The following is a 26,434-nucleotide window of genomic DNA, read 5'->3' as shown; positions in this document are numbered from 1 at the left end:
TGTCTCCCCTCATTAATTTATTATTTAACTTAATTTTTGGTTGTTTTATATCCATATTTATTAAAAATTTTCTGTCCTTTCTTTGAAGAAACAAAATTCATAAACTTAACTGCTTTTTTCTTATGATCTGAAAATTCAAGTACTCCTATAGCTAAATCTTTAACAATATTAACTTCTTCAGGTATTTTAATCATTTGTAATTGATCTTCAAATTCTTTGTAATTAGCTCTCCAAACTACTCCTACATTACCTTGGCCCATAGCAATAGCCATAGCTATTTGATTAACTGTCCCCATTTTAGCAACTGTATTTAAAGTAAGATCAGCTTTAGCCAAAATTTTATTTGTAACCCGACCAATAGCTGCACTCTTATTTCCTAAAACTGCTTGGACTTTTGCTTGGTTTAAATCATTAAATTCTTTAATTTTAGATGAGTTACTATTAGAAGTTATAACTACCGGCGTATGATAACCAACTGGAGCTTGAGTATAAATATAATTACCTTGGTCTCCATTTTTTAACTTATTAATATACCAAATATCACCAGGTATATATAAATCTCCACTTTTAACAGTTTTAATTTGATTAAATAAAGTTCCGGAACCATTAAATTGATAATTGACTTGTATACCATACTTCCTTTCAAACAATTGTCCTATTTCTTGCATAGGTTTTTTAAAACCTGCACCACAATATACAAATAAAGACTCTTGAGCCTGAACAGTAATAGATACCAACAAAACCAAAACTAAAACTAGTCCCCAAATGATTTTTTTCATTGTTAACTAAATACCTCCTTTAAATACTTACTTCACATCACTGAAAAACTTCTTAATTATTTATCTTTATAGTTTCAATAAAAATTGCAACTTGTCCACCACAGACTCCACCAGATTTGGCTACTTCCTGATTACTCATATCAAAAAAATATTTTTTATTCTTTCCTGTTTTTATTAACTCTTGTGCTTTTTCAATAGTCTCTGCTTCAGATATACCTCCTCCAACGGTACCACTAATAGCACCATTAGGATAAACTAACATTTGTGCTCCAATATTTCTCGGTGAAGAACCTGCAGCTGAAATAACAGTAGCAAGAGCTATATAATCCCCTTCTCCTTCATAACTTTTAATCTTATTTACTATCTCTCTGTCCATTACTTCCCCCTCCTTATAGAAATTATTTCTGCAATAATAGATATTGCTATTTCTGCTGGAGTTTCACTAGCAATATCTACACCAATTGGAGCATAAACCTTATCTATTAATTCTTGGCTAATTCCTTCCTTTTCTTGTAGATTCTTAAATAATATCTTTACTTTGCGACTACTACCAATCATTCCTATATACCTTGCCTTACTGTCAATAACCTCTCGCAAAACATCATAATCATGTTGATGCCCTCTTGTAACAATAACTAAATAATCATTTTCTTTAATCTGTACATTTTCTAAGTATTCATCAAACTCAGCACAGACTAACTTATCAGCTTGAGGATAACGTTGCCTATTTACCATATCTTCTCTATCATCCATTACCGTAACTTTAAAATCTGCCATCTTACTTACCTGAGCTAAAGATTGAGCAACATGGCCTGCTCCAAAAATTAATAACCGGGGTTCTTCTATAACTGGCTCAAAATAAACTTCCATTTCACTTCCTGAATCGATTTCTACCTTGTTTAATGCTGGCTGTTTCAAGTCTATTAACTGGTCAGCAGCATCTATATTATCCAGAATTATTTGCCACAACTCCAAGCTATTAGCTGGATAAGCTAATCTATCTTCCTGCCGGAGAAGAATTTTACTACCTACCGGATCAAATTCAAAATTATTATTTTCTTTGACAGCAGTAATTGTACCTATCATTGCTTGTTCCTTCTGCTTATAAGCAGTTGCTATTTTTCTGTAAAATTCAATCTGTTCCATTTTAACTACCCCTTCCGCTAACTTTTTATTAATCAAATGTAAAACAACTTCTACGACTTCACACCAACAGCAATACCTTTGTCAGAAATTTTATTATTATAACTTCATTTAAATTTTACCAAAAGAACACTGAGGAAACTGACATACATCACAATGATAACAATATCCACCATAACTTAATTCTATCAAATCATTTCTTGTGAATTCTTCTCCAGTTAAAAGACGGGGATAAATAAGATCAAAGACAGTAATTTCCTCAAAAATAACACAAGCCGGTAAACCTAGTACAGGTATACCATCCCAATAAGCCAACATTAATTTATTTCCAGGCAATACTGGCACACCATACTTAACAATTTCAGCTCCAGTATTTCTTATTCCCTTTGGGGTCAAATCATCAGGATCAACTGACATTCCTCCTCCGGTAATTAATACTTCTGCTCCAGATTCTTTTAAGTTAGACAATGCCTCTGTAATCTCATCTACTTCATCAGGGACAATAATTGAATCTAACAACTCGCCCCCCCAACGTTTAAACTTTCTCTGTAAGGTTGGCACAAATTCATCTTCAATTCGTCCACTATAGACCTCATTTCCAGTAACTACTACACCTACTTTCTTGTCAACAAAGGGTTCTATCCCAAAAAGGTTTTGGTCACCTAAAATAGCTTCAAATTGTTTCAGCTTCCTCTCTTCAATTGTTAAAGGATTAATTCTTACTCCAGCTAATGAATCTCCTGCCTGTAAAAAAATGTTATCATGACTAGAAGTAATAAGAATTTCATCAATACTGTTAACATCTAAAAGCAAATCCTTATCTACCTTAAGAATACCTTTTTGCTCTGCCTTGAGGTTAATTTTACCCTCATTTGCTTCTGATAAAACAATATTTTTACCAACTACTTTCTTAGCAATTTGACAAGCTGCATCATCTTCATGAATAGTTCCTTCATCTAAAGAAAGGACATATATATGCTCTTTTCCCATATCCTTTAAAGTAGATATATCCTTACTGTCAATCACATCCCCTTTTTGAAATCTAGCCCCTTTAAATTCTTGAGGGATAATCTGAGTCATATCATGAGCTACTACTCTACCAACTGCCTCTTCAACTGGTATCTCTTTAATTTCCATTAATAATCACACCTTTCTATTAAACAAATTTAATAACTCATCAATTGTACCATTAACAGATGATAACCAATAATTCCTATTATACGGCCCTTATTTTTCTTAAACTACCATGATTAATTTGTAAAATTCTATCGCCTAAAAATTCAGCTTCGTCTCGATTATGAGTAACATAAATAAAAGGAATCTGCCATTTCTTATGAAGATTTTTAATTTCAGATTGCAGATGTTTTCTTAATTCATAATCTAAAGCTGACAATGGTTCATCTAATAATAATAAAGATGGTTCCCTCATTAGTGCCCGGGCCAAAGCTACCCTTTGCTTTTCCCCACCAGACAATTGAGAAGGCAATCGCTTCTGCAAGTGAGTAATTCGACACATATCCAAAACCTCTTTTACACTAAATCTATATCCTTTTCCACTTTTACATCCATCTAAACTATACTTTATATTCTCCTTAACATTTAGATGAGGAAACAGAGCATGCTCTTGAAAAATATAACCTATCTCTCTTTTAAATGGTGGCAAGTTAATTTTCTTTTTAGTTGAAAACAAATATTCTCCATTTAATTTAATTGCACCTTTATCAGGAGTTTGCAAGCCTGCAACACAATCTAAAATAGTAGTTTTACCTGCTCCTGAAGGACCAAATAAAATTAAAATCTCATTATTTACAGTAAACTTTTGAGAAATATTAAAATCCTTCATCTCTTTTTCTAAGTTCACCTCTAAAAACATAATTTTCCACCTCCTGTTCTCAATACTCATATTTTTTCAAAAAGTATCTTAACCGTTATACTTAATATCAAATAACGACTAGAATAAAAAAATCACTAAAATACACTACTATTAAGAAAGGGAAAGGAAGGGAGGAAGACTAATGTCTCCTAATATATATCATTTCTGGTTTATTGCAGTAACTTTTCTTTTAAGTTATAGCTTTATACTCTATAATAATAGCTTTATACTCTATAATAATAGCTTTATACTCTATAATAATAGCTTCCTTCCTATAAATAGAGTGCTACACGTAAACTTCAATAGTTACACTATGCGTAAAGATAACTCATAGAAGAATTATACACTTTCTGCAGCTTTTTCTTCTCCATCTTCAGACTCCAATCTCATTGCATTGAAGTCCTCTCTTTCGAACATGAAAGAAACGAGAGTACCGATTACTAGTGCCCAGAAAGCTGCTCCAATTTTCAACATTGAAACACCAGAAATTGCTATAACTAAAGCAGTAAAGGAACCGATGAGGAATTTATCGTCGCCAAAGGCTGTCTGTAATGCACTATTAATAATACCCATCAACACTAAGCCAACTAACAAGCTAACTAATGCCCCCGGTAATAAGTCAATCATTGACAAAGATAGAGGTGCAAAGAGACCGAATAAAGCAAATGAAGCTCCATTAGCTACCCCTGCAACATAACGCCCATCCTTATCTCCTGCTACCTTATCGGCACAGATACCTGTCATCGGACCGGCTATATTAGCATTATGTCCACCCATCCAAGGAGCAATCAATCCTCCAATACCGCTGGCAATAGTCATAGCATTTATTGGAGCATCATACTCTTCAGCCTTTAATACCCCATAGGCCTGCATATTCTCCGCTCCAATAACTAACATTGCTAAAGGAATACTAATCGACATAATAGCCTGCATAGTAAACGTTGGTTTAAAAAAGATCGGATTAGCAACTCCAATATTAATCTCACTATAATTGAGTTGACCTAAAATTCCAGCCATAACTATTCCGAAAACAAAAGTACCTAACACTGGTGGAATTCTACTTAATACTTTTTTGGAAACCCAGAACCCAATAGCTCCAACTAAACATATCCAGGGAGCAGACTTAAAAGCATCAACAATACCTAAAGCCCAACTAAATAGAACTCCGGCAACCATAGCCATCATAATTGAGTCCGGTATATAATTTACTGCCTTCTTAATTAAACCCGTCACGCCTAAAAATAATACGATTGCACCTGATACTAAAAAGGCTCCTACAGCTTCATTAATACTAAAGTTATGCATTACTTGGGTTACAGCAAATATTCCTGGGATCGACCAGGCACCAGCAATCGGCTGCTGATATCCTAAAGCCAAAATCAAACCTACAATTGATCCAAAGAAGTAAATACTAAATAACCAAGACATAACAATTTCCTGTGAGAGATTAGCCGCTTCTCCTGCTTTTAGTACCAGTGGAATTGCTACTAACGCCAGAGTAGAACCTCCAATTAGCCCAGTACTGATATTGGTAAGATTAGCTTTCTCACCAAATTCATTAATTCCTTTTTTGAGGTCAAATCCAGATTCAAAAAACATACTCTACTTCCCCCTTTTTTAATTTAAAGATATTGTTGCAGTAAGAAACGACTGATCAACTGAAATTTACCTATTTTTAACTGACACTTATCATCTTTACTCTAATAAACCAATCTTATCACTACCACCCCCTTTCTGCAAAAAATTCTGACTTTACTAGATCTACTTTATCTCTTTCTTATACCAATCAGCCATCGGCTTCATCCGGTACTTAGACTCCAGCTTGCGATCCTTTTTAGGATCTTCTAATTCCATTTCAAATATCGGACTATAATCGACATCTACTTCTGCTCCAACAGTGCCTGAATAGATGACTACTCCCTCCATACTCTCTACTTCGATAATCTCTTTAATCCTCTCTAATAGCTCATTAGGAGGAAGTAGAGCTGATAGAGGAGCCTCCTGGAATAGTATCTTTTCTCCATCATCTTCTACCCAACTGCGCATCATAATTTCATCCCAGTGATCTTCTACCTCAGAAAGTTTCCAGACATCCCGAGAGATAGTATTGGGATAGATCTGTTTAGCCTTAGGAATACTCTCTTCTTCTAATTTCCGGTCAGTATGATCGCTGCCTGCTGCTACATAGATCTCATCCGCGGTACACAATAACACATACTCCGCTTCTCCAGAGTGATCAGTTTCATCAAGAGCATCGAGAACTTCATCCTGTACTATACCATCGTTAAAGACAGGGAAATAAGTTGGTACCTCCTCTGGAGCAGGTATTCCTTTAGCTTTCAACTCCTCAACATGCTTCTGCACTTCTTCCTGATTTCTTCCAGTATAACCAGCATTGATCATCTTCTCTACTTCAAACTGTAAAATCTCATTAGGATTACCATTAATTCTAAACTCTAGATATGCCACTAAAATCCCTCCATTCAATATTAGCTAAACTTCTAAAACTCTATCCTTCAATGGTGGAAACTCCTGTCTGATTTCTTTTACTTTAGAAACATCGATTTCAGCTCTAACTATCCGCTCTTGATGGTCACTGCTAGCAATCGGAGTCCCCCATGGATCTACTATCATACTGTGTCCTAAAAATTGAGTCCCCTGATTTTCTCCGGCACAATTACACGACACCAGATAACAGATATTTTCTGCAGCTCGAGCCTGATTTAGTGCTGTCCAATTAGTCAACCTTGGGAAAGGCCAGCCGGAAGTAACTAAAAATATCTCTGCTCCTTTCTTCATCATTTTGCGAAATAATTCTGGAAATCTTAAGTCATAACAGGTAGAAAAACCCAAGTTTCCGATCTCTGTTTCAATAACAACTATCTCTTCACCGGGGGTTAATATTTCTGTCTCAGCTGAACCATAGCCAAACAAATGTATTTTTCGATAAGTATCTAAAATTTCACCGTCATTATCTAACATAACACTAGTATTATAGAGTTCACCTTCTAGCCGTTCAACAATACTCCCGGCAAACACATATGAATTTAATTCGTCAGCCTTTTCAGCAACAGCACTAATCGAAGGCCCATTTAATGTCTCGCTCTGTTCTCCATATTGATTGAAAGAAAAATAGCCGATATTCCAAACCTCCGGTAGTAATATCAAATCTGCATCACTAGCTTGCTCCATCTGATTTAAAGTATATTGAATTCGATCTTGCTTAGTCATGTCATCAGAAATATTCAACTGTAAAGAAGCTACTTTCAATTCTCTCACCTCCAAAAGTAGACTGTTTTCCCGGGCGCTCCTTAATAGAGTAACCCGGGAATATATTTAAGTAATTATCTTTCAAAATCCATCTTCATTAATGAACAGTCTTCATCAATCTCTTTATTCGGATCCTGGTATCTCATCTCTAAAGTCATACAGCCATTGGGAATATCGTAAGGACCATGCGGCATCCCTACCGGACGACAGCCGTAGTCTCCTGCTTTCATAGTAAGTTCCTTATTTACATCGGTTAGATATCCTTCTAACACATAGATTTCTTCACAGAAGTCATGCTTTAGAACTTCGTCAGTTCGCGTACCCGGAGGGAACTTCAATAATCTTGTATAGTTTCCGGTTTCGGAATCATAACTTAATATTTTCTCCATAATTCCTTGATCTTCTGCCCCTTTTACTAGACGCCATTCATTGATGCATACTGGATCTGTAATCTCAATCTCTTGTTTTCCCATCTTTAGTATCCTCCTTTTAAATGAATAAATTTAATTATTCAAAGTCACCGAGATATACCTTTTCATCTTTATCTTCATACTCCATATTAAGCGCTTCCTTTGGACAAAGTGACACACATAAACCGCAATGGTCACACTTATCAGGATCAACTTTAGCCTTAGTCTCACCATCTTCTTCATACAGCGAAATAGCATCATAGAAACACCAATTGAGACACATGCCGCAGCCTATACACTCTTCAGGAATAACCTCTGGAGTCGCTTTACTTTCACGATCAACCTCATCCCACGTCTTGATCTGTGGTAGAGTAATACCCCTTAGCTCATCTAGAGAATCATAACCCTTATCTTCCATATAATCTTCTAATCCTTCAATGAAGTCTTCAATTTTTCCATACTGATTCTGACCATACATTAAGGCAGTACAGGTCTGTACAGTAGAAGCTCCAACCATAATACACTTTACAATATCTTTCCAAGTGCTAATACCATTAGTTGCAGAAATAGGAGCTCCAACTTCTTTAGAAATCTTCGATAACCATTTGAGAGTAATCGGTCTCATCCAAGGGCCGCCTACACCAGCATAAGTTGAGTGTAAAAGAGGACGCCCATCCTCAATATCAATATCTAAAGCTGGATATCTATTGATTGCTGTTACTCCAGCAGCTCCTGCTTCTGTTACCCGCTTAGTTACTTCTACCGGACTAACTGCTTCAGGAGTCACTTTAATAAATACTGGAATATCTACTACCTCAACTACTGCTTCAGTTACCTCTGCTGCTGCTTCAGGAGAACTACCAAGTACCTGTCCACTCTTATAGTCTAAATCACGAGGATGAGGACAGCCGAAGTTTAACTCCAACATATCTATACCGGTTGCTTCTATCCTCTGAGCTAAGTCTTGCCAACTCTCCATTGTAGTACCAGAAATACTACCGATTAACCGTACATCATGCTCATGACAATATTCAGCCGCTTCTTCCATCTGCTTCATCCACTCATCTGTTGCAAAAGTAGCTAAAAATTCACAGGAATAATTAGAGTATACATCTGGCCATCCTTCTTTATGCAGCACTGTAAAACGCGGCGATACATACTCCTTAGTTAATGGTTCAGGACTGAAAGTCTTCGCTACTAAGCCACCTGCTCCTGCCTCTACACACTTACGCATAGCTTCAGCATCGTGAGTCGGTGTTGCCGATGCTACTACAATTGGATTTTTGAATTCAACTCCACATACTTCTGTACTTAAATCTGGTTTCATTGTTTATCTCCACTCCTTTTTTAGTTATTTAAAATTGAAGTATCATAGAAAAATAAGTTTAATCTTGATACTCCAATTATTTTAGCTAAATTACATTATCATAAGCTTCCATTAAAGCATTTTTCACTAACGTTTTAACCATTTCATTCCTATATTCTTTAGTACTTCTTACATCAGTAATCGGAGAAACTTGATTCATAGCAAATTCTCCAATTTCTTGAGCTAAATCTTGATCAAGCTTCTTTCCTTGAGCTTTATCTGTTATTCCTTCAACTAAGATCGGTGTTGGAGCTACAGATCCTAAAGCAATATAAACATCTGTCATCTTTTTACTCTGCGGATTAATACCAACTCTAACTGCACATCCTACCGTTGCAACATCCATTGCTTTTCTACGCATATGTTTTATATATTTCATTCCCGTATTTTCAGGTACACAGGGAATTATAATTTCTTTAATCATCTGTAGTGAATTCAATACTGTTTCTCCTGGCCCTTCAAAGATTTCATTTACTGGCACACATTTTTCTCCTTCTGGATCAGCTACTACTACTTGAGCATCTAATATTAATAAAGAAGGTAGGGAGTCTGCTGATGGAGCCGCATTTCCTACATTTCCACCTATTGTTCCCATATTTCTCGTCTGCACTGATCCTACTTTATTAGCAGCCCGAGCTAAAACTCCTGCATTTTCTCTCACTATTTCAGAATCAACAATTTCATAGAACTTAGTTGCTGCTCCAATATGAATTTTATCTCCCTCTAACGAAATTCCTCTTAATTCATCGGTCCTACTAATATCAACAACTCGTTCAAACTCGACACCCTCTTCTTTCGCTTCTACTATAACATCTGTTCCTCCAGCTAATAAAACAGCTTCACCATTAAACTTTTGTAATAAACTTATTGCTTCATCAACCGTATCAGCCCTATAGTAATCAAATGACCTCATTATTGATTACCCTCCTTTTCCACAGCAGCATCTTCTTCTTGCAATTTTTCGAGAACTTTTTCGGAAGTTATAGGGACTTCTTTAAACCTTACACCAATAGCATTATAAATAGCATTACTTATAGCAGGTGCAACTGGATTTAATGCATTCTCTCCAATAGATTTAGCACCATATCCTGAAGTCCATTCATAACTATCCGCTATTATAGGATGGATATTGGGAATATCTTTAGTAGTAGGAATTTGATAATCAAGGAAGTTAGGATTCATCAATACACCATCTTCATCATACTTCATATCTTCTAATATAGCCCAACCAAAGCCCATGCCAACACCACCACAGATCTGTCCTTTGACGGCCATAGGATTAATTGGTTGGCCAACATCATAAGCAGCCCAAATATCTGTAACATTTATTTCACCAGTCTCAGTATTTATCTCTACTTCTGCAACATTACATGCATAAGCATAGCCACCAGACACATTACCATAACCGTCTTCATCAGGATACTCAACATCAGGCATAAATGAACCCTGAGCCATCAACATTTCTCCAGAATTTTCACATACATACTGCCAGGCAATTTCTTTGAAAGTACGTTTTCTATTTTCATCCCTTTTCCAGACTACTGTTCCGTCTTTTACTTTTAACTGTTCCGCTGATATATTCATCATTTCTCCAGCTTTTGCAAGCAATTTCCTTTTTAATTTAAGTGCTGCTTCTTTTACCGCTGAACTTGCAAGATAAGTACCTCTACTAGCCCAACAACCAGTTCCAAAAGGAACTACATCAGTATCCACTTCGGGTACTCTAATATCTTCTATCGGCATATCTAACACTTCAGCTGCACAAACAGTAGTAACTGTCCGGATTCCTTGTCCCATATCTGGTTCATTGGAATAAATATACAATCTTCCGTCTTCATTCATTCTTAATAAAGCTGATGCCCCATCAAAGGCTTTTAAAAAGCTCCTATTACCTGAAACATGCATCGAAGCTGATAATCCAATGCCACGTTTAATCTTTGCATTGTCTTTTTGAGCACCTTTATATTCATCTCTTTTTTCCTTAAAATTAGACTGCTGTGTTGCTTCTTCAATACATTGATCTACTTCACAACTATTTACTTCCCAACCATGTGGGTTATCATAACCTGGTCTAGCACAATTCTTTAATCTAAGTTCATCAGGAGCAATACCAAGCTTTTCAGCTGCTTCATCAACTTGATTTTCTAAAGCTATATGTGACTGAGAATTTCCAAAACCTCTAAAACAGCCTGTAGGAACCTTATTAGTATATACCACATCACTCACTGCTCTTACATTCTCAAGCTGATATAGAGTATCAATCCTTTTCATTGCAGTCTTAGCAATTGCTAATCCATAATCTGCATATGCACCCTGATCAGCTATTACATATACATCTTTGGCTAGCAATTCTCCTTCTTTACTCCAGGCAGTCTTAAGTCTAATGGTCATCGGAACCCTTGGTAAAGCACTTTCAAAATCTTCTTTTCTATTTAATAATAACTTCACTGGTTGCCCTACATACTTAGCACCTAATGCTCCCAAAGGAGGAAATTGCGGTTCTATCTTCGCACCAAAACCTCCACCATATAACGTCTGGACAACTTTAGTTTTATCTACCGGCATTTTAAGTGATTCAGCATAGTCTCGTCGACACCAGGTAGGAGATTGCGCACCAGCATACATTGTTAAATAACCATTTTCATCTTGCTCAGCAACTACTCCATTGGGTTCCATATAACTTTGATGTACTCTATTAGTAACAAATTCATCTTCACAGACTAAATAAGCTTCATCAAAGATTCGTTCCATCTCTTCTTCAGAAACTCTCTCTACTTCTACATGGTGGTTTACATTATTAGGAAATTCTTCATGGATTGTTGGTGCATCTTCATCCATTGCTTCAAGCATATCTAAAACTGGAGGAAGTTGTTCATAATCAACTTTGATTTTACTTAAAGCTTCATCACACGCTGCTTCGTCAACTGCAACAACTAATCCAATTTCATCACCAGTAAACCGAGCCTTCCTAGATAAAAGATTCCTGTCTTGAGTTATTGGCCCCCACTTCTGCTGTTCTACATCTTCAGGAGTTAAAATACTCTTAACCCCCGGTACTTTTTCTGCCTTACTCTTATCAATATTCAATACTTTAGCATGAGGATAAGGACTTCTTAAGGCTTTAGCTGTTAGCATCCCCGGTAATTCTACATCACTTACATATCTAGCCTTTCCTGTAACCTTGTCTTTAGCATCAACAAGAGGCCTATCTTTCCCTACTTTTTCATAATCTTCTCTATATTCTTTTAATTCATCACTAATTTCTCTCATTAGTTACACCTCCCTTTTTTCTTTAGCTAACTCTACTGCATCGAATATCTGCTGGTATCCAGTGCATCTACACAAATTACCAGCTAAACCTTCCCTAATTTGTTCTTCTGTTGGATCAGGATATTCTTCCAATAAGGCTACTGTTGACATTACAAATCCTGGAGTACAGAAACCACACTGAATAGCTCCTGCTTCTACAAAAGCCTCTTGTACTGGATGTAACTCGCCTTCAGCATCTTCAGCTAATCCTTCAATAGTTATTATTTCACATCCATCAGCCTGCGCAGCAAGCATTAAACAGGAGGTCACGGTTCTACCATCTACCATAACTGTGCAGGCTCCGCATTCTCCCTCGCCGCATCCAACCTTAGTTCCGATTAATCCTAGCTCATCTCTTAGAACGTCAGCAAGAGTCTGGTGACCTTTTACAGCCAACTCATATTTTGTACCATTTACTGTTAAAGCAATCTCATTAACCACTTAAATCCCCCCCTTGTTATTTAGTTTGTTAAACACTTACTATCTCTAAAAATCTATACTAAGCTAAATCCCTTTTCTATAGCCTTCATATTTAATTCAACGGCCTTTTCAGCCGGATACTTCTTTTTAACAACTTTCTTTAGCGCTTCTTTACTAATAATATTAGTCTTTCCAGCAATAAAGCCTAAAGCAATAATATTTAAGGTTAATAAAGATCCAATTTCAAAAGCCATTTCTGATAATGGAAACGAATATACATTTCCTAAATCTGGATTATAATTATCTACCTCATTAGAATTAATAATTACTAGTGTCTCTTCACTTATCTTATCCTTAACTTCAGGATATGCTTTATTGTCAAGTATTAAAATTACATCTGGATTTAAAGCTTTAAAGTAAGATACAAATTCATCACTAATCAATACATCAGATTTAGAAAAGCCACCCCGAGCAGAAACACCATAAGTCTTGGTCATAGTAGTAAATTTATCTTCATAAACACTAGCTGCTTCACCCAAGATGGCCCCACTTGAAATCAAACCCTGGCCACCTACACCACTTAAAATAATTTCACATTGTTCCTTACTCATAATACCCTACCTCCTTCTCAAGTTAAGCATTAGCAGCATTTTTCTGGACTTCTTGATAACGTTTAATGTAACCATCAACATCACGGTCTGCATATTCTCCTATCACATATTTATCTTCTAATTCTTCCGAATTCATTTCCTGAGCAGCTTTTAATTTTACAGTATTTGAATCTAAATGATTAATCATTTCTACTGCTCCTCCCAATTTATTATTCTTACCAAAGTGGGTAGGACAGACGCTCAATGCTTCTACAAAACGAAAACCAGCATCTTTCTGTAATGCCTTACTGATATATTTCTGAAGTTTTAGGGGTTTAGCTACAGTCTCTTTAGCTACATAACCGGCACCACTCTCTTTAACTAATTCTGAAATATCAAATTGGTCTTCCACATGACCATAAGGAGAAGTAGACGTAATTGCTTCATTAGGTGTAGAACCTGAATACTGTCCTCCTGTCATACCATAATTGAGATTATTAGACATAATAACAGTAATATCTGTATTTCTTCTTGCTGCATGAATTAGATGGTTACCACCAATTGTTACTCCATCACCATCTCCTACTAATGCAATTACATTTAAATCAGGATTAGCAAATTTAACTCCAGTAGCAACTCCAATTGCTCTACCATGCGTTCCATGAAAAGCATGGGTTGTTAAGTAATCATCAGCTTTACCCCAACAGCCTATACCTGTTACTACTACTGTATTTTCTCTTGATAAACCACTTTCTTCCAGTGCTCTAACGATACTACCTAATAAAATACCATGTCCACAGCCAGCACACCAAAAAAGAGGTAGATCTTCACTTTTTAAAAATTCTTCACCTGTATATTCCATTCTTTTCACCTCCGTTTACATTTCTGCAATAATTTCTTGTGGTGTTATAGGTAGCCCAACATTCTTATTAACTCCTATAACAGGAACATCATTAACATATTTATTTACTTCTGCTTTCAATTGTCCTAAGCTTAATTCCGGTACAATTACCTTATCAACCTGTGCACTATACTCTTTGACTAAATGATCAGGAAAAGGCCAAACCGTCTTCAATTGTAGCAATCCGGCTTTAATCCCTTCTTCTCTCGCTTTCTCTACTGCAGTTAGACCTGAGCGAACACTACAACCATAAGTAATAATTAACACTTCAGCATCTTCACATTGATAAGTTTCATAAAGACAGATCTCTTCTTTCTTATTTTCGATCTTATCGACTAAACGGTTGACTAACATATCGTAATTTTCTGGTGAATTATCAGGATATCCATCTAATCCATGGCCTGAACCATTAGCCTTATTGATCCGCTCTCCTCCATATGGTGCAAAAGAAGGAACCAAGTCTTCATCATAAGCATAAGGTTCAAATTCTTCTGGTGGACAATCAGCCAATTTACGATCCTCAATTTCTACTTCTTCTGGTATAGTAATCGTTTCATACATCTGTCCTACCAAACCATCCATTAAAACAAATACTGGTGTTCTAAACCGTTCAGCAAAATTAAAGGCTTGAACAGTTAAATCAAAGCATTCCTGAACTGAAGCTGGAGATACAGCAATTACTCCATGATCACCATGAGTTCCCCAACGAGTCTGCATCAAATCTCCCTGAGCCGGCTTTGTAGCTAATCCTGTACTCGGACCCACACGCTGCACATTAATTATTACACACGGTGCCTCAACCATACAGGCTAACCCAATATTCTCATTCATCAATGATATACCAGGACCACTAGTTGCTGTATAAGTTTTAGCTCCAGCCATACTAGCGCCAACTACAGCACTGATACTACCAATTTCATCTTCCATCTGGACATACATTCCACCCAACTTAGGTAGATTAACTGAAGCATGCTGAGCAATCTCTGATGATGGTGTAATCGGATAACCAGCAAACACATCTGCTCCGGCTGCAATCGCTCCTTCACCTGCTGCAATATTCCCCTGCATAAACGCCTGCTTTTCCTGTGATTTATTACTCATTATTTAACCTCCTCTCCCTCAATTACTTCAACTGCAAAATCTGGACACATAATTACACACTTATCACAACCAATACATTTCTCTTCCTGCTCTACTTTAGGGCCTTCCAACTCATTAAACGAATAGACATCCATAGGACAAAACTCCACGCAAATCTTGCATTTTTTGCATAACTCATGATCAATCAATACTTTAGCCATTTTATATTTACCTCCGTTCCCTCCTCATAATTTTTAAACTAGAGAAGTTTTTTCAGCAATCGCTCGGGCCATTAAAATAGCATTCAATCGCCTTTCAGCAGAATCAGAACGAGAATTTAACATTACTGGAACTTCAGCTCCAAATACTAATCCACCAGATTCAGCTTTACCATGCAATTTATAACTCTTACCTAGCATATTAGCTGATTCTAAATTAGGAAGTACCAATAAATCAGGATCTCCAGCCACCTTGGAATCTGCTAGATTTTTACCTTTAGCGCATTCTAAGCTCATTGCAATATCATAGGATAGGGGGCCATCTACAATAAAATCTTTTATCTGTCCCCGATCTACCATCCTTGTTAAACAGCAACCATCTACGGTCGCCTGCATCTTATCATTAACTATTTCCACAGCCGCTAACACTGCCGCTTTCGGCTGCTCAATTCCTAATGCCGTCCATAGCGGCTTAGTATTTTCGATAATTGCCTTCTTATCTTCTAAATCGGGATTGGGCATAATTGCATTATCACTGACACCGACTAACTTATGGTAGCTATCCATTTCAAATAACGTAAGATTATTCAAAACTTTAGCTGCTCTAATTCCTGTCTCTTTATCAAGAATAGCTCTTAAATAGTGCAGTGTCTCCAATCTACCTTTAGCTAAAGCCTGCACTTCACCATCATTAACAGCCTTTACTGCCAACCGAGCTGCTTGACTATCGTCTACAGCATCACGAATATTATCTGCTGTTACTTCTGCTTCCTGAGCATCCACAATCTCTTTTATCTTCTCAGCATCTCCCGTTAAAACCGGTTCTTTAATAATTCCTAATTCTTGAGCTAGCTTAACTCCACCGACTACTTTCTCATCTCCAGCAGCAGCTACTGCTACTCTAATCGGTTCTAACTTAACTACTGCTTCTTTTAATTCTTCAAAGGTTTTAATAGCCATTAATTCCTACTCACCTCTCCCTATCTAGATTAATTTAATTACTCACTTCTACAGGCCATTCTCTATACTCTTCTCCATTAATTACTCTTGCTGCTGTTGCAGCCAATGCTTCACTTTCATTACTACCAGGATATACATAAACCTGCCCCAATTTACTAACTTTGGCTTTAATATCAGCAATTATCTTGTCACTATATGCTAATCCACCAGTAACAACAATTCCATCCAAATCAAAGCTTACTACTGAAGCCATAGCAGCAATCTCTTTACAGATCTGATAGATCATTGCATCATAAATTAAGGTCGCATACTCATCTCCATCTTCTACTCTCTTGACTACTTCTCTCATATCTTTAGTTCCTAAGTAACCATAAACTCCTCCTTCCCCATATAATTTCTTCATCAACTCTTCTTTTGTATAGTCACCAGAAAAACAAGCTTCAACTAAAGGAATCGGAGGAACACCTCCAGCTCTTTCAGGAGTAAATGGACCGCCTTCCATCCGGTTATCGTTATCAACTATTCTACCTTGGTCGATAGCGGCAATGGAAAAACCTCCACCTAAGTGAGCTGTTACACACTTCATATCTTCAAAGTCCTTACCTAACTTTTCAGCTAACTTCCTCACTGTAGCTCGAACATTAAGAGCATGGACAAAGCTAAAACGGGGAAAGTCTTTACAACCTGAAACCCGAGCTACCTCTGTCAATTCATCTACAGCAACAGGATCTACTATAAAAGCCTCAATTCCATAAGTATTAGCTACACGATAGGCCAACGGAGCTCCTAGATTAGAAGCATGGTAGTAAACTGGATCATTTAAACAAAAGTCAACTAACTCATCATTTACTTTAATTGCTCCGCTAGGCACAGGTGTTAACATCCCACCGCGGCCAGCACAGGCTATAATCTCTCCCTGTTGAGGAAGCGACTGATCGATAAATTGCCGTACTAACTCTTCACGATAATCAACTTGGTCAGAAACACTATCAAATTCCACTATCTCTTCATCAGGGTGATTAATTGCTTCTTCAGCAATACAATCTATTTCATTATCTACTAGTTGATACAGAGCACACTTAGTTGATGTAGCTCCTGGATTAACTGTAAAGATAATCTCTATATTTTCCATTATATCCTCCCTCTCTTTGTGTTTTACTATTTAAAATTGAAACATAAAAGGCCATAATACCTGAGAAATAACTGCAAATACAATAATCGATAAGACTAATAAAATTACCCCAGACTTAATCATATCCTTAGTCTCAAAGTAACCTTCAGTATAAGCAATCGCATTAGGCGGTGTATTGGCAGGTAAAAGATAGGCAAATGAAGAAGCCAACCCCGCCGCTGCTGCTAAAATTATCGGATTGGCATCTATCTGCATAGCTAGAGTAATAGCCAGAGGAACAAAAGCAGTAGAAGTTGCCGTTATGCTACAGAAAAAGAGAATACTAATACTAGTTAAAGCAGCAACGAGAATTGCTACTAAAGATATAGGTAAACCCTGAATCCCCTGTTCAAAGAATCCTATTATCCAACTAATAACTCCAGTGCTAGATAACCCTGACCCTAAAGCCAATCCACCTCCTATTAAAATCAACACTCCCCAATCTACACTTTCTTCTGCATCCTTCCATTCCAATACTCCAAACAAAGGAAGGTAGAGTACTATTGAACCACCTAATGAAACAATATAAAGCCAACCATCAGGTACCGGTAGAAATGAACCACTAAGCCACAAGACTACAATTAACCCAAAATAAAATAGAAATTTATTAACTCCTAATTGATCTGTCTCTCCCTGGTCATCGTCTAATGAACTAATATCAACTACATCTACTTCCTCAACTTCCGGAGGATAAATCCAGGTTAACAGAAACCAAGCCAAAGGAACCAAAACAACCGCAAAAGGAAGCCCAATAGCAACCCAATCAAGAAATGTAAGACTTATACCAGCCATCTCCTGTAAAAAACCGATTGTAATCGGATTAGGAGTTGTGCCTACTGGAGTAGCCATTCCACCAATAGTCCCAGCATAGGCAATACCGATCATAAACGCTTTGCCAATATTTTTATGCTCTCCCTTTGCCATTCTTAGAATACTAGCTGCAATCGGAATCATAATTGCTGTTGTAGAAGTATTAGACATCCACATCGAAAGCACAGCAACTACACACATCACACTCAAAATTAGCTTCTTTACATTAGTACCTGCATATTCTATAATCTTAATACTAATTTTTTTATCTAAATTATACTTCTGTAAACCAGCTGATAGAGAAAAACCGACAAACAGTAGTGCATTAACTGGATGAGCTATATATTTTAATACCTCATTTAAGTCAGCCACACCTAAAATAGTCTGCAAAAATATAATAATTAGTGCTGTTATAGGAATTGGAGCTGCATCAGTCGACCATAATAAAGCAGAAATAACTGCTATACCGAGCATCTTAAATCCAACTTGAGATAACCCTGCTGGTGACGTTACATGAACAATAAATAAAATTGATATACAGATCAAATAAACTATAATATTCTTAATATTTTTCTTGTTGAACATCTTGGTCATTGAATCATACACCGCTTCCATAATCCATCAACTCCTCACTTGGAATATTATTTAAATACAATGATATAATAATTAACTGTAACGACATTATTATTTTTGTCTCCTAGTAAAATAAAGTGTTTTAACCCTCCAATTTCTATTTATAAATTTTATAAGTTAATATTCAAAATCATCTGAAATATGAATTTTCTTTTTCCTCCTTTCAATTAAGTCTAAAAACTAAAATTCATAATTATCATAATAATAATTATATTCACTATTATAATAATGCAATTTTTCTGCCAAGATTATGATTATTTAAAAATAATTTTAATATATTTATTTAAATCCCTATAATATCAACACTTAAGCTAATTTTAAGAAATACTTTATTGACTAATCAAATTTTTAAACATCGATTATAAAAACAATCATTATCCCATTATGAGATAATGATTGTTTAAACTTATTTGATTAATACTTATATAACAAGGCTTAGCATGTTTTCTCTTTTTAAAATGCCTAATCCTATAATGGGATTAAAATTTGCTTAAATAGTATAATATTTAATTAGTGCCTTGAATTTCTATGCAATATTAACAAAATTAGTTATTTTTTAAGACATAGTGACACTAGCGTTATAAAGGAGTAGCATCATTTAAACTTATAACAAGTTTTTTATATAGTTTAATAGAACTTTAGATTGCTCTATAATTATCCATAAAATACACTTAGTGGTTGCTTAAGCAACCACTAAGTGTATTTTATGGATAATTGGGGTTTATTAAGTTGATTGGTCATGTTTAACTTCTTGCTGAGCTTCTCCAGCCTGGGAAATAGCATACTTTGTAGCTAAGGGGCCAAATACTTCTGTTAAAGCTGATGTGAATAATAGAGTGTTAAATACCAATAAGCCGACTTCAGGTGCTTCAGAAAAACTCTTCTGGACAGTATAGGCTAGAGCAATTGCTACTCCACTCTGGGGTAATAGACCAAATCCTACATATTTCTTAATTTTTTCAGGGGCATTGGACAGTGAGGCTCCTAAAGAGGCTCCTCCTATCTTTCCAATCAGTCGGGCTATTGTATAGGTGAAGGCAACTATTAGAAAGCCAACAGAAGCAATTCCTGTAAATCTAATTTCCGTTCCAGCCAGAATAAAGAATAATGCATAAAGGGGAATAGTTAGTGTATCCAGATAATCCGTTACCCCCAAGTTTTTGTGAGTAAAGTTTCGATAGGCAAAGCCGATTGCCATATTAGTAATTAATGGTGATAATTCTATCAGGATTGCTACAGCAGAACCGCCGACAATTGTTGTTATTACAGTCATTACCTTTTTTGTTTTATCTTCAAAACCAACCAGTACTTTCTGAGAAAGATAGCCAAGTAGCAGTCCTATTCCTATTGAACCTCCAATTTCTATTAAAGGCAACAGAATGGAGTTGACTAGCGATAAATTACTGTTGCCTGAATATAGCATTAAAGCAATAGGCTTTATTAAGCTAAAGATTATTAAAGCTACAGCATCGTCTATTCCTACTACAGCTAAAATCATTGAAGTCAATACACCTTCTGCATCATATTCTTTAAGGACCATTACTGTAGCTGCCGGTGCAGTAGCTGAAGCAATTGATCCAAATAACAAAGCCAAATAGAGCGGTTGACCAATTGCTAATATTCCTAAAGTAACTAGTATAAAAGCTCCAAAGGCTTCTAAGACTACTACATAAAGAATCTTCTTTCCTAGGTTCTTCAATACTTTAATTGATAATTCACTACCGATAGTAAAGGCTATAAAGGCCAATGCTAACTGAGGAATATAATCAAAGCTTTCAATCAAGAATTCATACCATGATTTTTGAGCTTCAGTTAAGAAAGGTAGCTGGTTTATTAATTCCACACTTAATATAATTCCTAAGAATACATAGCCTACTACAATAGGAATCTTTGTTTTTTTAGCAATTAGAACTACTAACCATGCCAGAAAGATCAATAAACCGATTAAGTAGATTACTTTGTCGCCTACCTGATTAAGAACAAACCATTCCTGAATCTGATGTAATCCTTCTATTATTTCACCTGTCATTTTATCAACTCCTATTACTGTAATTTTATGTGTTAGAAAACTAATACTAGTATCAATTTTCCTCTACCTCAGATAAATAGTAAAGCAGATCACCACGGGAAATATATCCTCTTAACTTTCCTTCTTCATTTACTACGAATAAGTATGACTCTTCATTATGTAACATGATATCAGCCAGATTATCCATATTATCCATTTCTTTAACTACAGAAGTATTAGTCAACATATATTCTTTTATTTTATTATCCTTAATTTCTTTTAAGTTTTCTGCTGCCTGGTTGATTTCATGCAGTAAGCGGTGGCTTTCTAACATACCGTACTGTTCAGGAATAATATTTCTTAAAATATTTTCGCTATAGATACTACCTAAAAATGTATTCTCTTCATCAACTACAGGCAGAACAGACATTTCTATTTTATGCATAGCTCTGATTACCTCTTTGACAGTATCTTCTTTAGAAACTGAATTTAATGACCGCATCATATACTTTTTTACTGTACTCATTTTGTTACAGTGTCACCTCCTTGATATTAATTAGTTCTAACTTATCTTCAATCTCAGATCTACTTTTCAAGAATACCTCTTTTTTTTCTGATACAGCTAAAGCAGCTGCTCCCGCATACCGGTTAGTTTCTATAATATCAAATCCTTCTCGAAGCATATGATCAAAGAAAGCAGCATTATATGCTTCGCCGGCTCCTAACCAGTTCATTAGACGGAAATATTCTGCTGAAATAGAATAAACCTTATTTTCACCAAATATTAATCGTTTACCATGAAATGGAATTGAAACATGCTTAACCCCCATCTCCTGCAGTTTCTTTCCTACTCTAATATAATCTTCAAGCAATTCTACTTTTTCTTCTAAAATTTTATTAGAATGTTTAAAATAAGGGACTACAAAGTGTGGGCTTTCTTGCAGAGCCCGATTCAGTGCTTTTCCGCTAGCAAATAAATAAACTTTTTTCCCTTTCTGCTGACAAATACTAATTAAGTCTTGATAAATGCTGAAACTAACCCCTTCTGGAATAGAACCGGAGATTATTATCAGGTCACTATCAGTAATGCTCCGTTTAAATCGTTTTAATAATCGCTCTACATCAGAGGATTCAACTCGGTAGGTATAATCATTATAATGGGTGTATGTTACTGGTTCTTTACCAATAATATAGATATTATTTCTCATTTCCTCTTCAGTATAAATATAATTGGTTGTAATTTTATATTCTTGTACCATCTTTTCAAAAAATAGCCCCTGCTGACCACCGACGAAACCGATATTCTGAACATCTGAATAACCTAAATACTTTAGGTCAATAGCACTTACTAATCCTTTACCTCCGGGAGAAACATTAATTTGTTGATTTTCATAAATATACTGGTGGTAGCCTGGAGTATTATTTTTTACAAAATATTCCCGGTCAATCGCTGGATTCAAAGTCACTGTTGTAATCATCTAAATTCACCTCTTTTGATTAATTTATATTAGGTAGATCTAATATAACTTAAATCTAAAAATATTATAGGAAAAACAAAAAAATATTATATTTTTCTTATCCTATTAATGATATAATTAAATATTACTTGTATTTGATCTACTTTAAAATGCAAATTTTATGCCAATGCTTTAATTATATAAAATATATTAATATATTTTATATAATCCTCTATAATACTAACACTTAAGCTAATTTTAAGAATTACTTTCCCTACAATTAATCTTTAAAAATCAACTATAATAAAACAATTATCCCATAATGGAATGATTGTTTCTAAATTTCATTTGATTAATGCTTATATAGCAAGCCTCAGGGCTTTTTTCCTTTTTAAAGATAATTAATCTCATAATAGGATTAACATCTGCCTAAATGTTAAAATCTGTAATTAATTCTTGTAGCTTTTGTGCCATATTAGCCAGTTCCTGAGAAGAATTAGTTACTTCCTGAGACATATTTCGCATATCTTCAGAAGCTTGTTGCACTTGGTCACTATTTTCAGCTAAATTTTGAGCTGAAGCAGCGGTTTGTTGAATATGAGCTGAAGTATCTTCAATTCTTTGTTTGATTTTTGTGAAAACTTCATTAGTTTCTTCTAAAGCCTGTTTTCTATTTTTAACTTTATCCTCCATCTGCTGAACAGTTTTAAGACTAATTTTTGATTTATTCTGAGTGTCCTTAATTAATTCATCTATTTCTGTAGTAGCCTGAGTAGTTTCCTCAGCTAATTGTCGAATTTCGTCAGCTACCACTGCAAAGCCTTGACCCTGCTCTCCCGCTCTAGCTGCTTCAATAGCAGCATTTAACGCTAACATATTAGTTTGCTCAGCTATATTAGAAATTAACTCTACTATCTTTCCAATTTCTTTAGAATTAGTATCTAGTTCCTCAATACTTTCTACAGCATTATTTACTACCCTACTGACCTCTTCTACATTAGCTATTTCTTCTATCTTTTCTTTACCCACTTCTGATTGAGCATTAGTTTCCTGAGCTAAATTAGTCACTTCTTGACTACTAGCTGAAATCTGCTGAATACTTGTTGTCATCTCCTCAATATTTTCCGTATTCTGTTCAATTACCGCATTACCTTCTTCAGATGAAGCTGATAATTCTTGACTATAAGCGGATAGATCCTCAATGACATCCATTAAATTAAGCAACATTTCTTTTAAATCATCTCGCATTTTATTTAAAGCTTGAATTAAATCTCCAATTTCTCCTGTGGATTTATTATTCAACAACTTTATGTCCAGATTCCCTTGAGCAATTTGTTGAGCAAATTCAGTTGCTGCCACTATCGGCTGTGAAAATCGTCGGGAAACAAATAGAGTTATAATAATAATAATAACTGCTGCTATTAATCCCATCCACAATGTTTTATTATATAAACTGCTGACCCGTTCATTTAATACTTCTTTTTCAATTACAGCTATAAATTTCCATCCTGTTTGAGGCGAAGTGTAAATATTCATTAAATAATCTTTATTATTCATCCGTGCCGTAAAGCTTTCTTCTTTGAGATTAGTTAAATTATTCAATTTATCAACACCGAGTTCATTTATATTTTTAAAGTTTAGATTTCTATTCTTTGGATGGGCTAAAATAGTTCCATCATTAGTCGTCATAATAATATAACCTTTCTTTTTGATATGTATATTCTCAATCATATCTGTTAAGTTTTCCAAACCAATATCAACAACCTGAACTCCTATAATTTCACCAACATCATCTCTAACTACTGTAGCTGTGCTCATTAAAGATACATCATCGCCTTCCCAATAATAAGGTTTAGTCCTTATAACTTTATCTTTATTATTCATTGCCGCCTTATAAAAAGGCCTAACCCGAGGATCATAATTGGCAGTAATCGGTCCCTCAGGCCACTGAATAAAGCCACCGTGTTTAGTCGCAAGATAGGTATAGACTAAATTAGAATGATTTTCTGCATAATTTGAATATACTTGATATATATCTGCTTCAATACCACTATTTTGAGAAGGCGTCATCTGTAATTCTTCATCTTTGGTTTTATCTACATAACTAGTAATAGTCTTATCAGCTTTCTTCACATTAGCATTTTCTGCCAACATCTTACAGTCTTCCTTTATCTTTTTAAAGTACATATTAATTGTGTTATCTACATGCTTAATCTCACTTGTACTTGAACGAATAAAACTCTGCCTTAATTCCTCTTCAGTCTCTTGAATCTGAAAATAACTTAATATAACCATCGGTGCTAAACCTATTAATAAAAATAATATAATTAATTTAGTACTGAGACTGTTTAATGACTGGCGTATTTTTTCCATAATGTCTTCCATAACTTCCCCCCTAAGTTTAAAACATAATAGTCGCCCCCTCTGACTAATATTTCAAACCAGAATCAAGGGGCGACTTCTTTTTAATCAAGTTCAATATTTATTTAACAACTAAATAACTAACTTATCACCCTTTGCCGCTTTAATATAATTAGCACAATACTGGTCCTCACCTAATAGAGTATCAGAGGCTATCGTTAAAGACATGATTTTTTCATCTAATGGATCCATAATAGCACTATCCATACCTCTGCTCATCGCCAAAACTACAAAAGCCTGATTTAATAGTTGTCTTTTAGGTAATCCATGGGAAATATTGCTTAAACCACAAGTAATATGTACATCTTCATACTTTGTGATAATCTCATCAATAGCAGCTAGGATATATTCTCCCATTTCTTCATCAGTTCCAATTGGCTGAATAATCGGATCAAGATAAATATCTTCTAATTCAACTCCATCTGCTACTAAGTCATCAATTAATTTAGTAGCTACATTAATTCTATCTTGATCATCTTCTGGCATACCGCTTTCATCCATAGCTAAAGCAACGATTTCTGCATCATACTCCTGAATTAGTGGTAGAATTTCTTCATATCTTTCTTTCTCAGCAGTAATGGAGTTAATCATAGGTCTCTTTTCACAAGTTTCTAGACCTTTTTTCAGTGCTTTCGGATCAGGACTATCTATACAGAGTGGTACATCTACTACTTCTTGTACCGTCTTAACTAACCATTCCATTGCCTCTACTTCTTCTTTAATTAATGTTCCACAATTAACATCAATATAGTCGGCACCTGCTTCTTCCTGCTTTTTAGCTAACTCTTGAATAAAGTCTACATTTCTATTTTTAACTGCTGGTTCTACTTCTTCGCGACTAGTATTAATTAATTCTCCAATTACTATCATCAAATTTTCACTCCCTTACTATTATCAAGTAAAAATTAGGAGAGCTCTCCACTAACAGAACTCTCCTAATATTCAAACTATATCACTTCTTAATTAGTCATTTCCCGCACTAAATCAGTAGCAGTACTTCCATCAGGAGCATAACCATCAGCACCGATTTCATCAGCAAACTCCTGATTTACTGGTGCTCCGCCAACAATAACTTTAATATCATCTTTAACGCCTGCTTCTTCTAAAGCTTCAACTGTATTCTCCATGGCAGGCATAGTAGTAGTTAAGAGGGCAGACAAACCTATAACATCTGGTTGATGTTCCTTTACTGCTTCTACAATTTCCTCTGCTGGTAGATCTATTCCTAAGTCTATTACTTCATAACCTGCTCCCTCTATCATCATAATAACTAAATTTTTACCTATATCATGTAAGTCACCCTCAACAGTACCGATAACTACTGTTCCTTCTGAAGAAGAATCGGCATCAGATAATAATGGCTTAACTATATCCATGCCAGCATGCATGGACTTAGCTGAAAGTAATACTTCAGGTACAAACATATCTTGATTCTTAAACCTCTCACCAACAATATCCATTCCGGCTACAAATCCTTCTTTAATAATCTTACTTGGTTCCTTTCCTGCATCTACAAGCTCCTGGGCTAATTCACCTACTTTTTCAATTTCTCCATTAATTACTGCTTCTGTTATCTCTTTAAATTCACCCATTCTCATAATTACCCCCTATTTCA

General features: G+C 35.4%; 26 protein-coding genes. All 26 read right to left on the bottom strand.

The genetic code is table 11. From position 1 onward, the window contains the following. Nucleotides 1-29: 29 nt before the first annotated feature. The 26 genes from modA to acear_RS02415 all read right to left on the bottom strand — a co-directional run bounded on the left by modA (nucleotide 30) and on the right by acear_RS02415 (nucleotide 26,411). Nucleotides 30-779 (bottom strand): molybdate ABC transporter substrate-binding protein, encoded by a 750-nt coding sequence (gene modA, locus acear_RS02540; protein WP_013277461.1) that lies wholly within the window; start codon nucleotides 777-779, stop codon nucleotides 30-32. Between the two features lie 52 nt (nucleotides 780-831). Beyond that, entirely contained in the window at nucleotides 832-1,155 is a 324-nt protein-coding gene (locus tag acear_RS02535; protein ID WP_013277460.1) for an XdhC family protein, read from the bottom strand. Further along, the gene (locus tag acear_RS02530) at nucleotides 1,155-1,925 is read right to left on the bottom strand and encodes an XdhC family protein (protein ID WP_013277459.1); all 771 of its coding nucleotides are present in this window, start codon (nucleotides 1,923-1,925) and stop codon (nucleotides 1,155-1,157) included. The genes acear_RS02535 and acear_RS02530 overlap by 1 nt, the downstream gene beginning before the upstream one ends. A 108-nt stretch (nucleotides 1,926-2,033) precedes the next feature. Continuing rightward, nucleotides 2,034-3,059 (bottom strand): molybdopterin-binding protein, encoded by a 1,026-nt coding sequence (locus acear_RS02525; protein ID WP_013277458.1) that lies wholly within the window; start codon nucleotides 3,057-3,059, stop codon nucleotides 2,034-2,036. A 79-nt stretch (nucleotides 3,060-3,138) separates the two neighbouring features. Next, nucleotides 3,139-3,795 (bottom strand): ATP-binding cassette domain-containing protein, encoded by a 657-nt coding sequence (locus acear_RS02520; RefSeq protein ID WP_013277457.1) that lies wholly within the window; start codon nucleotides 3,793-3,795, stop codon nucleotides 3,139-3,141. A 339-nt stretch (nucleotides 3,796-4,134) separates the two neighbouring features. Continuing rightward, nucleotides 4,135-5,394, bottom strand: a complete 1,260-nt coding sequence (locus acear_RS02515; protein WP_013277456.1) for a benzoate/H(+) symporter BenE family transporter — start codon at nucleotides 5,392-5,394, stop codon at nucleotides 4,135-4,137. Nucleotides 5,395-5,556: 162 nt separating this feature from the next. Beyond that, nucleotides 5,557-6,264 carry a DUF2848 family protein gene (locus tag acear_RS02510; RefSeq protein WP_013277455.1) on the bottom strand — a complete coding sequence of 236 codons (708 nt, stop codon included), beginning with the start codon at nucleotides 6,262-6,264 and terminating at the stop codon, nucleotides 5,557-5,559. A gap of 24 nt (nucleotides 6,265-6,288) precedes the next feature. Continuing rightward, nucleotides 6,289-7,074 (bottom strand): carbon-nitrogen family hydrolase, encoded by a 786-nt coding sequence (locus acear_RS02505; protein ID WP_425358457.1) that lies wholly within the window; start codon nucleotides 7,072-7,074, stop codon nucleotides 6,289-6,291. Nucleotides 7,075-7,139: 65 nt separating this feature from the next. Then, nucleotides 7,140-7,538 carry a cupin domain-containing protein gene (locus acear_RS02500; RefSeq protein ID WP_013277453.1) on the bottom strand — a complete coding sequence of 133 codons (399 nt, stop codon included), beginning with the start codon at nucleotides 7,536-7,538 and terminating at the stop codon, nucleotides 7,140-7,142. A gap of 34 nt (nucleotides 7,539-7,572) precedes the next feature. Next, nucleotides 7,573-8,802, bottom strand: a complete 1,230-nt coding sequence (locus acear_RS02495) for a 4Fe-4S dicluster domain-containing protein (RefSeq protein WP_013277452.1) — start codon at nucleotides 8,800-8,802, stop codon at nucleotides 7,573-7,575. Between the two features lie 85 nt (nucleotides 8,803-8,887). Then, nucleotides 8,888-9,754 (bottom strand): FAD binding domain-containing protein, encoded by an 867-nt coding sequence (locus tag acear_RS02490; RefSeq protein WP_013277451.1) that lies wholly within the window; start codon nucleotides 9,752-9,754, stop codon nucleotides 8,888-8,890. Further along, a complete protein-coding gene (locus acear_RS02485) occupies nucleotides 9,754-12,111 on the bottom strand; it encodes a xanthine dehydrogenase family protein molybdopterin-binding subunit (RefSeq protein WP_013277450.1) in 2,358 nt (785 codons plus the stop codon). Before acear_RS02485 ends, acear_RS02490 begins: the two co-directional genes overlap by 1 nt. A 3-nt stretch (nucleotides 12,112-12,114) precedes the next feature. Further along, nucleotides 12,115-12,591, bottom strand: a complete 477-nt coding sequence (locus tag acear_RS02480) for a (2Fe-2S)-binding protein (RefSeq protein WP_013277449.1) — start codon at nucleotides 12,589-12,591, stop codon at nucleotides 12,115-12,117. Nucleotides 12,592-12,644: 53 nt separating this feature from the next. Then, nucleotides 12,645-13,181 (bottom strand): 2-oxoacid:acceptor oxidoreductase family protein, encoded by a 537-nt coding sequence (locus tag acear_RS02475; protein WP_013277448.1) that lies wholly within the window; start codon nucleotides 13,179-13,181, stop codon nucleotides 12,645-12,647. A 22-nt stretch (nucleotides 13,182-13,203) separates the two neighbouring features. Continuing rightward, entirely contained in the window at nucleotides 13,204-14,022 is an 819-nt protein-coding gene (locus acear_RS02470) for a thiamine pyrophosphate-dependent enzyme (protein ID WP_013277447.1), read from the bottom strand. A gap of 15 nt (nucleotides 14,023-14,037) precedes the next feature. Beyond that, nucleotides 14,038-15,162, bottom strand: a complete 1,125-nt coding sequence (locus acear_RS02465; protein WP_013277446.1) for a 2-oxoacid:acceptor oxidoreductase subunit alpha — start codon at nucleotides 15,160-15,162, stop codon at nucleotides 14,038-14,040. Further along, nucleotides 15,162-15,362, bottom strand: coding sequence for a 4Fe-4S dicluster domain-containing protein (locus acear_RS12275; protein ID WP_013277445.1), 201 nt, complete (start codon nucleotides 15,360-15,362; stop codon nucleotides 15,162-15,164). The genes acear_RS02465 and acear_RS12275 overlap by 1 nt, the downstream gene beginning before the upstream one ends. 33 nt (nucleotides 15,363-15,395) lie before the next feature. Then, nucleotides 15,396-16,319, bottom strand: coding sequence for a phosphate acyltransferase (locus acear_RS02455; RefSeq protein ID WP_013277444.1), 924 nt, complete (start codon nucleotides 16,317-16,319; stop codon nucleotides 15,396-15,398). Nucleotides 16,320-16,353: 34 nt separating this feature from the next. Continuing rightward, nucleotides 16,354-17,451: a butyrate kinase gene (gene buk / locus acear_RS02450; RefSeq protein WP_013277443.1), complete on the bottom strand. Its 1,098-nt coding sequence runs from the start codon at nucleotides 17,449-17,451 to the stop codon at nucleotides 16,354-16,356. Between the two features lie 30 nt (nucleotides 17,452-17,481). Continuing rightward, nucleotides 17,482-18,915: an SLC13 family permease gene (locus tag acear_RS02445; RefSeq protein ID WP_013277442.1), complete on the bottom strand. Its 1,434-nt coding sequence runs from the start codon at nucleotides 18,913-18,915 to the stop codon at nucleotides 17,482-17,484. 742 nt (nucleotides 18,916-19,657) lie between these two features. Continuing rightward, complete coding sequence (locus tag acear_RS02440) at nucleotides 19,658-20,962, bottom strand: cation:proton antiporter (protein WP_013277441.1); 1,305 nt, start codon at nucleotides 20,960-20,962, stop codon at nucleotides 19,658-19,660. Nucleotides 20,963-21,014: 52 nt separating this feature from the next. After that, a complete protein-coding gene (locus tag acear_RS02435; RefSeq protein ID WP_013277440.1) occupies nucleotides 21,015-21,467 on the bottom strand; it encodes a CBS domain-containing protein in 453 nt (150 codons plus the stop codon). Between the two features lie 4 nt (nucleotides 21,468-21,471). Beyond that, a complete protein-coding gene (locus acear_RS02430; protein ID WP_013277439.1) occupies nucleotides 21,472-22,419 on the bottom strand; it encodes a 1-phosphofructokinase family hexose kinase in 948 nt (315 codons plus the stop codon). Between the two features lie 408 nt (nucleotides 22,420-22,827). After that, nucleotides 22,828-24,783 (bottom strand): methyl-accepting chemotaxis protein, encoded by a 1,956-nt coding sequence (locus acear_RS02425; RefSeq protein ID WP_013277438.1) that lies wholly within the window; start codon nucleotides 24,781-24,783, stop codon nucleotides 22,828-22,830. Nucleotides 24,784-24,891: 108 nt separating this feature from the next. Further along, entirely contained in the window at nucleotides 24,892-25,689 is a 798-nt protein-coding gene (locus acear_RS02420; protein WP_013277437.1) for a methyltetrahydrofolate cobalamin methyltransferase, read from the bottom strand. An 89-nt stretch (nucleotides 25,690-25,778) separates the two neighbouring features. After that, a complete protein-coding gene (locus acear_RS02415) occupies nucleotides 25,779-26,411 on the bottom strand; it encodes a corrinoid protein (protein ID WP_041667236.1) in 633 nt (210 codons plus the stop codon). Nucleotides 26,412-26,434 lie beyond the last annotated feature (23 nt).

It is taken from the genome of Acetohalobium arabaticum DSM 5501 (genome assembly GCF_000144695.1).
Lineage (GTDB): Bacteria > Bacillota > Halanaerobiia > Halobacteroidales > Acetohalobiaceae > Acetohalobium > Acetohalobium arabaticum.
This window is presented reverse-complemented; position numbering and strand designations above follow the sequence as displayed.